The organism is Gilliamella sp. B3817, assembly GCF_026536705.1.
GTDB lineage: Bacteria > Pseudomonadota > Gammaproteobacteria > Enterobacterales > Orbaceae > Gilliamella > Gilliamella apicola_I.
Window position 1 is genome coordinate 557,980 of the sequence record NZ_JAFNNV010000001.1, and the last position, 13,275, is coordinate 571,254.

General features: G+C 30.4%; 12 protein-coding genes. 8 read left to right on the forward strand and 4 right to left on the reverse strand.

The genetic code is table 11. The features are described from left to right. Nucleotides 1-7 precede the first annotated feature (7 nt). The 8 genes from J3U36_RS02450 to J3U36_RS02485 all read left to right on the forward strand — a co-directional run bounded on the left by J3U36_RS02450 (nt 8) and on the right by J3U36_RS02485 (nt 9,387). On the forward strand, nt 8-985 hold the full coding sequence (locus tag J3U36_RS02450; protein ID WP_267378298.1) for a hypothetical protein: 978 nt from the start codon (nt 8-10) through the stop codon (nt 983-985). A gap of 121 nt (nt 986-1,106) precedes the next feature. Then, on the forward strand, nt 1,107-2,897 hold the full coding sequence (locus J3U36_RS02455) for a hypothetical protein (RefSeq protein WP_267381803.1): 1,791 nt from the start codon (nt 1,107-1,109) through the stop codon (nt 2,895-2,897). Nucleotides 2,898-2,942: 45 nt separating this feature from the next. Beyond that, nucleotides 2,943-3,872: a hypothetical protein gene (locus J3U36_RS02460; RefSeq protein WP_267378304.1), complete on the forward strand. Its 930-nt coding sequence runs from the start codon at nt 2,943-2,945 to the stop codon at nt 3,870-3,872. A gap of 103 nt (nt 3,873-3,975) precedes the next feature. Beyond that, nucleotides 3,976-5,742: a hypothetical protein gene (locus tag J3U36_RS02465; RefSeq protein ID WP_267378307.1), complete on the forward strand. Its 1,767-nt coding sequence runs from the start codon at nt 3,976-3,978 to the stop codon at nt 5,740-5,742. A gap of 119 nt (nt 5,743-5,861) precedes the next feature. Continuing rightward, entirely contained in the window at nt 5,862-6,806 is a 945-nt protein-coding gene (locus J3U36_RS02470) for a hypothetical protein (RefSeq protein WP_267378309.1), read from the forward strand. Between the two features lie 86 nt (nt 6,807-6,892). Further along, the gene (locus J3U36_RS02475) at nt 6,893-7,807 is read left to right on the forward strand and encodes a hypothetical protein (RefSeq protein ID WP_267378311.1); all 915 of its coding nucleotides are present in this window, start codon (nt 6,893-6,895) and stop codon (nt 7,805-7,807) included. Between the two features lie 59 nt (nt 7,808-7,866). Beyond that, complete coding sequence (locus J3U36_RS02480) at nt 7,867-8,130, forward strand: PAAR domain-containing protein (protein ID WP_267378314.1); 264 nt, start codon at nt 7,867-7,869, stop codon at nt 8,128-8,130. A gap of 3 nt (nt 8,131-8,133) precedes the next feature. Next, a complete protein-coding gene (locus tag J3U36_RS02485) occupies nt 8,134-9,387 on the forward strand; it encodes a hypothetical protein (protein ID WP_267385832.1) in 1,254 nt (417 codons plus the stop codon). A gap of 186 nt (nt 9,388-9,573) precedes the next feature. Here the strand turns inward: J3U36_RS02485 and J3U36_RS02490 are convergent, their stop codons facing one another. The 4 genes from J3U36_RS02490 to J3U36_RS02505 form a co-directional block, all read right to left on the reverse strand. After that, the gene (locus J3U36_RS02490; protein ID WP_267378318.1) at nt 9,574-10,536 is read right to left on the reverse strand and encodes a TrbM/KikA/MpfK family conjugal transfer protein; all 963 of its coding nucleotides are present in this window, start codon (nt 10,534-10,536) and stop codon (nt 9,574-9,576) included. Between the two features lie 206 nt (nt 10,537-10,742). Then, nucleotides 10,743-11,180, reverse strand: a complete 438-nt coding sequence (locus tag J3U36_RS02495; protein ID WP_267378320.1) for a hypothetical protein — start codon at nt 11,178-11,180, stop codon at nt 10,743-10,745. Continuing rightward, complete coding sequence (virB11, locus tag J3U36_RS02500) at nt 11,161-12,174, reverse strand: P-type DNA transfer ATPase VirB11 (RefSeq protein WP_081299148.1); 1,014 nt, start codon at nt 12,172-12,174, stop codon at nt 11,161-11,163. Before virB11 ends, J3U36_RS02495 begins: the two co-directional genes overlap by 20 nt. Further along, nucleotides 12,171-13,271: a TrbI/VirB10 family protein gene (locus J3U36_RS02505; protein WP_267378323.1), complete on the reverse strand. Its 1,101-nt coding sequence runs from the start codon at nt 13,269-13,271 to the stop codon at nt 12,171-12,173. The genes virB11 and J3U36_RS02505 overlap by 4 nt, the downstream gene beginning before the upstream one ends. Nucleotides 13,272-13,275 lie beyond the last annotated feature (4 nt).

The following is a 13,275-nucleotide window of genomic DNA, read 5'->3' on the forward strand; positions in this document are numbered from 1 at the left end:
GTTTTTTATGAATTGCATTGGAGCAACATCACTGACCTGTCAAGCTTCAAGTGGTGATAACACAATAGAAACAACAGTAATCGCTGGGACAAGGAAATTAGAAAATATTTTAATACGTAGAATTTTCATGACAATGGGTGGCATTTGGTCTCCTGGACATTATTGGATTGAAATCATTCATGATGATGAAGATGAGACTGATGATTTTATAAAAGAGGCAAGGGAACAAAAATTAACTGAAGAAAAATTTATTTCAATGAACAAAAAATGCACTAAAGCGAATGGATTTCGTGAAAGTTATGGATGGTATCCTGATGATGGTTTATTCCAATGGATTGAGTTAGGAACTATGAAAGGGAAAGGTTTTTTGAATGGTGATTGTCAATTAAGGAGAGATAAAGATAAAAATCATAATTTATCCCCTGAAAAAGACCGAGAAGCCGGTAGACGAAATCACCAAAAAAACGATATGAAACATGATTTATCTTTTGAAAAAGAATGGGAAGGCGGTAGTGGAAATCCTCAAGTAAAAGATGAAAAACCTGAAGAAAAAAATAAACATGACGGAAAAAATCATCTTTCAATTAGACCCTTTGATCCACATCAAAATGGTCGTTTTCATGAAGATGAAATAGATTTTACAACTCATCCTTATTTGTTACCCAATGATTCACGAACAGAAATACAAATCATAGAAGAAATTAGAGATTTTGCGAGCAAATTTGAAGATGAATGGAGTTATAAACGGCATGGTTATAACGAAACCTGTTGTCATACTTTTGTATTTTTATTACTTGCCAGTTGTAATTTAGCCGATCCAGACTGCATTGGAGCCCAAAAAGACCCATATTTCAAAGAGTATAAAAATAATTTAAAAAAAAGATTTAAAAATCAGAACAATAATGAGGCTGAAAAAAAATTTTATCAAAGGCATTGTATGACCGAAAAATTACATGACATATCACAATTTGCACGAGCTAAATAAAATGAGTTCTAAAATGGGAAATTCGATTATGCAAATTTACATTATAAATTTTTTTACAATTTCTATTTTCTATTTTTTATGTTGGGTTATTAATCCTAATTTTACCTATGCGGATATAAACATGATAGATCAAAAAACAATTATGAAAACACCACAACCTTTAGAGGCTAATAAAATTTACTACCAGTATGATTTCAAAAGTTTTCGTCATAAAGATGATAGTTATCCTGCAGAAAAAAAATTATTTTTATCGCCTGAAACGTTAGAAACAGACCCTGACGATGATTCATTATTGGATATTTATCAAATAACAATTAATGAAAATAATCAATATAGTAAAGTGATTAACATATGTAGAAATATTATAGAAATACTCTATCCAACAGAGCCTTTTGAGACACTTGAAGATGGTATCCATTTTTATATTTTAGATAAAGACAACCAATTGCAAAAAAAAGAAAATTTTGAAGCAGTGTTTAAAGAGCCCGGCTATATACGTGTTGAAAAATTAGATGGAAAGGTGATCAGTATTCAAAAACGACCTACATGTATGATTATCCATTTTAATTATGAATATTGGCCTAATCAAAATTTAAAGTATGATAAATTGGAGTATTATAATAATGAACATCAAATCATTTACTATGATGAAACATTTTATGATGATAATGAAAAAATTGTATCAGGTAATAAAAAGAATCTGTTGACGCAACAAAATATACGCTATACCTACATAAACAAAGATGGCGTATCAAGAATTGATGAATATTTTGATAGCCAGGGTAATAAAACCAATCATGTGATTTATTATGATAATACTAATGCTGAAGATAAAATCGAAAATCAAATATTGGATCATGAAGGAAAACTGGTAGAAAAAAGTAATAAGGTGCCTGATGATATATTCGATCCGCTTAAAGAAGAATTAGCTGAGAAATATCCTTATAATAATTTATTAATGGATATTGAAAAAACAGACGTAGTTTTAACAGAGAGGTTTTTTCTTCATACTGTAGATAAAAATACAACACAATGGGATAACGAGGCGATAAACCGCGCTAAGTATTTACAAATTACTCCTAATCAACCGTATTACGCAAAGGTAACTTATCCCCTTCTTTGGCCTAATCGTTATAAAAATTTTCCCCACCAAAAACCGTTAACATTAATTGAAGCGGAACATCAACAACCTAATGCCAAATACAGTGATTTAATCAAATTTGAAGTGGGCAATAATTATCAGTATAAAACTTTGATTAAAGAAAAGTGGCAACAAACCCCAATCACTTTGCCATTAGAACAGTTTAAACCACTAGAAAACAACATCTACTTTTTTGTTATGGACAATAACGGAAAATTAATTCCATTAGAAAACGTTGAACAAGCGGTAGAGCAACCAAACTATATACGTGTTGAAAAAGAGATGGGTAAGATAATATCGATAGTTAAAAAAACACGAATTTATAAAGTATTAAATGAGTTTGAATATCAAGATAATAGTTTGAAAAACAGTAAATTCAATTTACTAGAAAGCACGCTGTTACCAAACTTTATCATTGAGACAAAATGGGAAAATTATTTGCCCAAATACCAAGCGATTAAAGATAATCAAGGAATAACGGTAAGAACAATTACAGTTATCAATCCAACAGATTTTCATGCTATTTTTGAAGAATTTAACTCAAATGGAATAAAAACCAATCATATTGAAATAAATAAGAATAATAATCCTGACATAATAAACCAATATCTAGACGAAAAAGGACAACTGATTAAAACAACGGATGATTATCCCGAAAAAGATTCAGTCTACGATAAAATTTATGAAAAACCTTTCTATCCTATTTTTATAGATCAGCTGGAATATCAACTTTTTAAGCTTTATCAAAGAGAGTTAAAAAATGATAAATAAAATATTTTTAAATATAAGTACAAACAACAAAGCGAGAAAATACTTATGTGCTGGGAACGTTTAGCTGAGTCTATTTATGGGAATACAGTCCTTTATAACCCTAATGATCCTTGTACTTCGTATAAATATGTAAAAGCAGGTTATAGAGAACTTGATTGGATTCGGATATGTAGAATTCCATTAGCTTTTTTTGGGAGTAAAGGGGCTTTTCCTGGTCATTATTGGATTGAAATTATCCATGATAATGAAGATATTATTGATAAACATATAAAAGTTGCTAGAGAAGAATATAAAACCGAAGCAGAAATAATTAGTTTAGGAAATGTTAAATCGGCTAATGGTTTTAGAGAAAGTTATGGATGGTATCCTGTTGATTTTCCTGTGACAATAACTCCTAATGAAGACCCTAAAACAGCCGCTTATGTTCCTATCAAATTGATTGAATTTAAAGAAGCAGGAACTTTAAATGGTGATTCAACGGTAAGACGAAAAAAAGACGAATCTAAATTTCTTATTCATATAACACCACGCGAAGCAGGAAGAAAAACAATGAATAATAACTTATCTATTTATGCTTTTGATCCTCATCAATGTTCACGATTTCATAAAGGTGAAATAAAAATGATGTCACACCCTTATTTACTCCCCAATGATAACAAAACGAAAGAAGATATTATTAAAGAAATTAGAGAATTTGCAAACTCATTTTACGATGAATATTCAAAAGAATGGAGTTGGTATAACGATGGCTATAATGAAGTCAACTGTCACACTTTTCTATTTTTATTATTAGGTCATGTTGGTCTAGCCGATCCAATTATTGCTGAAGATAAAGATAAACATTTCCGTGAATATTTTAAGAATGTGAAAAATAATTTAGATGTTGTTGAAGCAAATTATTATGTATCACTGAAAAAACTAAAAGAAAACTCAGGAAAACTTAAAGAAAATAATGAATATAGTATTAATTGTTAACTATCAAAAAAGGCAGGGTTTATAGATGAAAAAAATCTTCCGAAAATTAATTTATTTTTTTATTTTATTGCCAAATGTATTTTATTCAACTTTAGGACTAACAATGCAAAAAGAAAATTTATCCGATGATATCATCATTAGCCAATTAAAAGCACAAGGAATTCAGCCCCATATCACATACATTCACTCTGACTATAATTATAGTAAATATAAAAATTTTCCAACACAGCCATTTATCACTTTGGCTGAAGCAGAAAAAATAAACCCCAACTCTCCTGATAATATAATTCAAATTATTGAATTGGATGATAATTATCAATATAAAAGTATTCTCGAAAAAGACAGAGATTTGATTGATATTTTATTTCCCATTGCCATGTTTGATGATTATCCAGATGGTGAACACTTTTTTACCTTGGACGAAAAGTATCAACTTCATCACTTAAGCTCGGCTGAAGAAGCATTAGCACAAGACTGTTATCTCAAGGTAATTATCCAACAAAGTAAAGTGGTAAAAATGCAAAAACGTCCTTTGACTTTTATAAGTAAATCGATATTTTCATACTGGCCAAATGGCAATATTCTGAGAAAAATTAGAGAAAAACTCGATTTAAATAATAAGCCACTTGTTCGCTACGAAATTGAAAATGATCAAACTGGCAAACGAATTAAAATGTTAGAACATAACCTAGTGACAAATTATAAAGCGGTTATGACTTATTTATATACAAACGATGTTTATTCAGTAATGGATATTTTTAATGAAAAAGGGGTTAAGGTTAACCATACCATAATTTATGATAAAAAAGGTAATGTTGAAAGCCAATATTTAGATGAATCAGGCAATATTATAAAAACTACAAATTCTGAACCAGAAATTTACTCAGATCAGAATTTACCTCAACCCGCTATTTATCAATCAATCCCTATGGATTTTAAAAGAGCACATCATTTTCATATAAGTAATTTCATTCAACAAATGGCATTTAATAAAGATACCACACTAGCAGATCAAGAAGCCATCACTCGAGCCAAATTTTTAGGTATAAAACCGAACAGTAGTTATTACCACCCAACTCCATTTCCAAAATGGGCGGAAGAACGTTATAAAAATTACCCACATCAATTTGCGATGAGCCTATCAGAAGCTGAATTTCAGTATCCTAAAGAAAAGTATGTAGATTTAGTTAAAGTAACATTAGGTGATAATTATCAATATCAAACAATTTCAATGGAAAAATGGCAACAAGTTCCGATATCACTACCTTTAGAACAATTCAAATCGTTAGAAAATGGTTCCTATTTTTTTAGCTTTGATGATAAAGATCAATTAATCCCATTAGATGGCGTTGAACAAGCTATTGCATTGCCTAGATACGTTCGAGTAGAAAAAGTAATGGGAAAAATTGATTCAATACTACAAAAAACGAGGATACAAAAGACGTTACAGCAGTATGAATATAAAGATAGCAATCAAATGGTTAAACAAATATTGAAAGTATTAGAAAGCCCTGTTATGCCATCAATAACCATAGAAACGATCTATGATGATATTGGTTTATATACAGTATCGCAAACAATCAAAGATAATGAAAATAGAAAAATCGCAGTTTTTAATATAGTTGATAAAGATAGTATTTATGGCGTAATAGAACGTTTTACCCCTGATGGTATAAAAACCAATCATATCATTCGCTATTACGGTTATTATAGTGATGGTGTTGAAAATCAATATCTGGATGAAAAAGGCAATATCAAATTTACAACAAGCGATATTAAAAATAAAAATAATCCCCAACTTTACGATATGTTACCAGTTTATTCTGATGAATTTATTGGTGTGATTTTCAACTCATTTTTAGAAAAGTGAGTGTCAATAAAATTTGAACTACTATTTATTATTGCAAACTTTAGTCATAATTTTTGACTATTATCTAACACAACAATGCCAAAAAATGAAGTTTAGCAATGTATTTATAAGGAGCATTAATGGGTTATGATAATTGGATTCCACCTGCTGGTTGGGTTGATGTAGCAGGAAGAACAATTGCAGATTTGGAAAATAATTCATACAAACAGATTGTTAGGGCTGGTATTAAAGAGTTATCCCGAATCAGAATATGTCGCCTGCCAACTCTAGTTTTGGGTGGACGTATAGAATGGGATACAGATACAGCACCGGGCCACTATTGGATTGAAATAATTAATGATTTAAGCAAAATGGATGGAAGCGAAAAGTTCATTGAAAGTTATGGTTGGTATCCACAAGAACCCGCAACTTTTTTTAATGCTTTTACTACTGATGGCTGTTTAAATAGTGATTGTGAATATTTTCGTGCAAAGGATGATAGTAATAGAGATAAACAAGAAAAAGACAAAAACATACCTAATGAAGCAGGCAGGGCAAGAATTACTGAAGAAGATAAAATTTATTCTTTATATCCATTTGATCCCCATCATAATAAAAGATATACCCTCCCTAACAGTGATAAAGGGAAAGTTAATCACCCTTATCTTTTTGCCAATGATCCACGAACTGAAGATGACGTCATTGAAGAAATAAGAAACTTTGCAATAAGTCATATTTCTGAAGAAGAAAACAATGTTGATGATAAATCCAAAAATAAAGCAGTAAAAAAATGGTCTTATGCATTTGAGCATTATGCAGAGTATAACTGTCATACTTTTCTATTCAATTTATTATATGAAGTTAATTTAGCTGATAGATATATTTTAAAAGATTTACATTTTATGAGGTTTTTAGCCTCAGCGGATGATCACAAAAATAAATATCGATATATTTCTGATCATTACGGAAATATATACAAATTAAAAAACCATGAAGATATTAGAAAGCAAGCCAATGAAGTTTATAACAAAATGAAAAAGGTTAATGATAATGCAAAAAAATTAGCCGAAATACTCAAGCCATAATCTAAAAAAAGATAGCATATATGAAAAAAAAATTTGAATTATTTTTAATAACAGCGCCATTATTGATCTATATACTAGGAGCACTTATGACTGGTTTAATTAATCCACTAGATGTTGCCAAATGTCTTAAAATCCGAGCAATGGGCATTAAACCGCATGTGCCTTATTATGGATCGACCAGAATAATATTTAATCATTACCGAATACCTACCAATTATCCTGATTTTGCTCCTATTTCTCTTGAGCAAGCCGAAAATGCACCCTATCGTGTAAACTCCCCTTTTAGTACTTCACTTAAAATAAATGTAGTTGGTGATAATTATCAATTCAAAGAACGTTGGAGCTATCGGCGAAAACCTCAATATATTTTACTCAATGACCAACAGTTAAATTCTTTAAAAGAGCTTGAAAATGGTTCTCACTTTTTTATTTTAGATACGCAGTTACAGCTACAACCAATTACTATTGAACAAGCAATTATGTTACCTAATTATATTAAAGTGACCAAAGAAATGGGCAAAATTATAGATGTTGAAAAAAAACCTTTGCTTTCCATTAGCAAATGGGAATATGACTATTGGCCCCATAGCGCTAGTATGCGTTATTTAAGATTTTTTATCTATTCAATGGATAAAAAAACACGATTACAATCTCGTTATGTGGAATATGACGAAGAAGGTAATGATTTAATAGCCATAACAAAAGACCAAAATAATAAACTGATCAGTATTAGAAAAACCTATCCAAAGGGAAGTAAATATTATTCTGAAACCACATTATTTAATGAACAAGGTGATAAAACTGCTATTTTTTATACTCCTAGTGTGGGAGATAGTAAAATTGTTCATCTTGATAAACAAGGAAATATTACTAACGTAACCTATGGCCGTGTTCCATATCATGGAATTCCAGACTTCCCTGAGGAAGAACACTATATAAATCTTACGATTGATACTAGTAAAGAGTACAAAGCTGTTGATAGATTAGAATCGGAAAAATAAATTTTGGTTAACTTCTGAAATTAAAGAATTATTTATAAAAAATTAAAGGAAATAAAATAATGAGAAATGTTATACGATTAGGTGACTCAACAAGTCATGGCGGTAAAGTTATTTCTGCTTCTTCAACACTTCTAATTTTGAATAAGGGGGTTGCCAGACTTGGCGATATGGTAGCTTGTCCGATTAAAGGTCATGGTGTAAATCCAATTATAGAAGGAGATAGCTCTTTTATTGAAAATGGTAAGCCTGTCGCTTTTCATGGACATAAAACAGCATGTGGTTGCTGTTTAATCTCTTCACTTGACAACTTTGGAAAAGAATAAATTATGCCTATCGATTTAAATTTATTACCTAAACCTTTGACTTTGAAAAAAGGGTTGTCTCGTCTATTTTGGTGCATTACCTTAGTAGTATTTATAATCATTAGCGTGATTTTAATTTGCTTAAATCAACCAAATTATAGGATCGGAATTGAGCATATCATCATTGCGGTTATTTTTGCTTTTATAGGTTGGATAATACTATTATTAATATCATTGTTATTTCGTGGCTATAAAGAGTTCTATGTTGAAGGTTGGAATAAATTACGTGAAGATCGAAAACAAGAATTAATTGAATTTGGTCAAAAACCGGTTTATGTCATTTTTAATCAATTACATTCTGAATTCGGTGATGAAGATCATGCACAAGCCTTGATAAATGGTTTGCTATCCATTGACGCAAAAACAGCTTTACCATCCAGTGATTATAATAATCCTATTATCCATTCAAGATTCAAATTTAACAATCTGAAAAATAGTGATTTTAGTCTTAAAGTAGATGAACTATTTAATGAATTACAAGAAGTTATTTCTATTTTAAATAGTAAAGTGTTCCAAAAAAAACAGAAGCATATTAGAATTTTTATCGATGTGCCTATCTCCTCTGAATTAATCAAACTAAGTTGGGAAAAAAAAGTAGGTTTAACCTCTTTTTTTGACTCTTGGAGCGTAGTTGATGTAAAAGAGAGCTCCATATTTTTAGATAGTTGGTTAGATAATTCTAAGAATAACGATCATATATTATGTTGTATAAGTCTACATTTGTATGATTTTCCTCATTCATATAGTTCTGAGGCGATGACAAGTATGATTTGCCTAGGAAAAAATATTTTCCAAACTGATAGTACTATCCAATATATACGTGAAAATAAATTAACAGTTGCTGCTTTGCATCGTACACAAGAAAGCGATAATCTCGATGATACTCTTGAATATGCAGAACTATGGGGTGATTTTAATATTGAAGAAGGTAATCAACATCCAATTGGTGCCATATGGTTAAACAAATTAACATCTGATATTAATGTGCGTGTTTTATCTCGATATGTTGATAAGGCTTGCTCTATTGATAACATTTATCATATCAATACAACATTTGGCATTCCAGGTGAGTGTGATTATTGGGTGGGTTTAGCATTTGCTATTGAACACGCTTCATTTATTAATGAAAAACAATTAGTTATTGGAGAAAAACAAAATAGGTTTCATGCAACTATTATTGAAAGAATAGATATTGAAAAAGAAAATAATATGTTATGAAAATTTTTATCGAGTTTGGGAAACACGTATTTATAAAAATTGAGTAGAGCTATAACCAATAAAGTTAATCCTTACTTTTAAGGATTAACTTTTTAGTTTTCGTTAACAGTCATTATCAACTATTGGTTGTTCAAATTGATAGTTTGCTGTTTATATTTTCATGTCAGAAATCAGTTCTGAATTAGCTTAATTTTCATCTTTCCAACATTTTTTGGTAATTGGGTAATGTTTAAAATAACCATAACCAAAATTTATTTTTTCCATATGCCCTTTATTTCCTTGACTTTTCCATGCATCATATTCTTTTTTCGGATTTTTTCCTCTAATTATTATCGCACTGTAACCTCGTCGCCAATCTTTGTTTGAGTAATAGGTTCCATCACAATGATAGGTAGGTAGTTTGATATCAGAATAGGCATGGTTGGCTAATGCTTCACAGTAATCTGGTAATTTTGCAATGGTTCTTATACTATCCCCTTTTTTATCTTGCAAGTTGTTTAATTCGTCAGCTGTACAATCTGTTTTTTGGTTTGGAATAATATCGTTGACTAGGTTATTTAAATTTTGGTCATCATTATCAACCGGACACATTGCTAAAAAAGATTTTCTTGCTGTTAGCGTTTTTGTCCAATTGAAAATCCCTCTGGTAATTACTTTTATTGAGAAGAATTTTTTAAGATAAGATGTACATTCACTCGGCCTTGTTACTGAAGATAAACATAAAATAACACCACAAGCTAGTGCTTGGTCATTAGAAAGATCTTTTTGGTTTATATTAAATCGATTTTTTTTGTCATTAGTAAAATGAGTCAGGTTATCTGATATTCCCACGTTTTCACGATAATCTATATCGTTTGTGTTAGCAGGACTTGAGCTTGTAACTATTTTTGATTCTTTAGTTTCGGCAAGCCTATCGATTATACTTCTGTCATCTTCTTTTAAAGATGGGTTGTTTTTTTCAATGAGTTGTATTTTCTCTTTTAGATCGCTAGCTTTGAGCTGATCTGTTGGTGATATATGTTCTTTTGACATAATTGTTTTATATTCAAACCGGTATCTATCTAAGTCTTCTTTTTCATCAGCAAAACTGTTTAATGAAAAAAAAGCAGTCAATATGATAATTGTCTTGAAATAGTTTATTTTTTTCATAATATTACCTGCTTTTATAGTAATTGAATGTTATCAATTTCGTTTTTTGATATACATTTGTGTTTCATTGTTTTGTTCATTGAATAACATCTTTTAATACGCTTATTATTCGTTATTTTTAGATGTTTTCGCTGGTTTTATTTAGTTTTATTATTTTATTGTTTTCCTATTCCCATGTTATTTTTTAATAACATATGTTTTACATTTTATTTTGATTTTACAATCTTATCCCCCTGTTTTCCTGAAAATATAAATGTGACAAATTCATTTTTATCAACCATTTCTTCTGTTACAAATTGGCATTTAATCCCTATTTTTCTGAAATAATTTTCATAGAGATAAATATTTTTTTTGTTGCCAATTATTTTTATTGAATCGGCATGAGTTGCTAAAAAAATGACAGTTATTTTGTCTGACTCTTTAATTGGCGCGCCTACTACAGTATAAATCACTGATTTATCTTTAAAGTCTTTGATAATTTGTTCATTAGGTGATAGTCGACTTGTCGGATATCGAAATAGTTGATCTTGATATACAGATTTATAGTTGTCACTATTCAATTTAGGTGGTTTAGGTGGATTTGAACAACCTGTTAGGTATCCTATTAATATAATTAATAACCCTTTAATTAAATAACTTTTCATAATCGACATCCTTAAAATAGACTTCTGTAATTTTTCTTGAACCAGAAAAAGCTGACATTTGAATGACTACATCAATTGATAACCCTATCATTTTAGCAACAGTTTTATCACTTAATCCCACGGCTTTAGGATTTTCCATTACATTAGTCACCATTTTTTGAAAAGTCATTTCAACTGTAGGTGAATGATAAGAACATAGTGTTCCATTGTGGCCACTACCAATTACTTTGATGAGATCTAAGGCGACTTGATCTCGTATTTCAGCCAGTAGAATTCTGGTTGGTTTTAATCGTAAACATGCTTTTAGTAATTTTGATGGCGTTACCGGATCTTCTTCTTTGTATTGGCTATCATAGAAAAGTTGGGCATAGTTACCATGATTAAAAAAGGCTAACTCTTCTGTATCTTCGATAGATATTAACCGTGCATTTAATGGTATAAACTCCATTAAGCTTTTCATAAAGGTCGTTTTTCCCGATCCTGTTTCACCACAAAAAATGATGTTTTTACCTACAGCTACGGCTTTTTTTATAAAATCGACGAAATTTCTGCTAAGATAAAGTTCTTTTAACTCTTCATCATCTCTACTTTTATCACCAAATGCTTTGATATCATTAAATAAACCTTGTTCAACATACTTTTGATACGGTACATTGGTTTTATGATTTTTTCGGATATCTACAATTAAGTTTTTAGATGCGGGTGCATAAACTAATTGTATTCTTTCACCACTGATTAATGTCCCACTTAAAAAGGGGTTAGTTTCACCTAATTTTGTATTATTGTAATTTGCCGCGGTCGTCGCAAAAGATTGTAAAAGTGAACCTGGTTTTTTTATATCGTTTTCAATCGATTCTTTTTTTATCCATTCATCGTCAGTTGTTTCAACCCACAATGCACCATCAGGATTGACACAAATTTCTTTTATTTTCGGATCTGATAGGTATTTTCCAAATAGTACTTCTGTATTTTCCCAAAAAATAGTATTCATCATTTTCTGTACTCTAATTTATAAACATCACTAAAATCAATATCTTGGTTAGTGTAAATACCAACACTATCACCATGATTACGATATATTGTTGGTGGAATATCAACATTTTTCTCAATTATCGATTTAGCAACATCCGTTCCACCTTGAGTGGTATTATTTAAATCAGTAAAAGTGTGTTCTTTTTGTAATCGTGATGCAGCAGCACTTGACAGATCACTCATCAAAGAAACTAACACAGCATTACCAAAACGAGTCCAAAAATGATTATCAACCCAACCACTAATACCTTGACCACCTAATACATCACTCGCCCCTGAATCAATTCTTATTATTAAATTATTGGGTGTTCTGATTTCTTCCCATAAAACAAACACTCTATCGTCACCTTGATTAACACTGGCTCGTCTGAAGGCTCCATTAACTATTGAACCCTTTTCTATAAGTAAGGTTGTACCATTTGCCGAATAAACATCATCACTGATAATGCATCCAACATCACCACTAATTTGGCTAATCAATGCTGTTCTTAATGAGCATTTAATAAATGTTCCCCTATAAATTGATAAATTAGGGTTAAGTTTTAATACTTCCGCCTTAACAATTTTGGTACTTTGTTTGTTTTTTTCGTTATCACCAGAACTTTGTTGTTGAGGTATTGGTTGAACTATTGGTTGGGTTTCTTGTTGTTTTACATTGTTATCATCACCTTTAGCTAATCCGAAACGCCCTTTTATAATTATGGGTTTTGATGGTATTTCAATTTCATTTGGGTCTGAATCTTCTGAATCAATCCCACTTTCTGGATCATTTGGGGATAAAAGATTATCAGGATTTCTAGTATTTCTTGTAATATTAAATGGTCTATTATCAACAGTAACAACTTCGGGCTCGGAGTTTTGTCTATCAGGTTGTATTGATCTTTTAAGCGATAAAATTCCCCTCGCTAACAAAAATAACACGATAGCGATGATAACCATCAACATGAAGATTGTTTTAAATGATATTCCTTTTGATTTTTTCTCATTTTTCAATTCATCAGCGATATTCGATTTCAAATTTTCTTCATTTGACTCCATATTATTTTGATTGACACTCATTTTC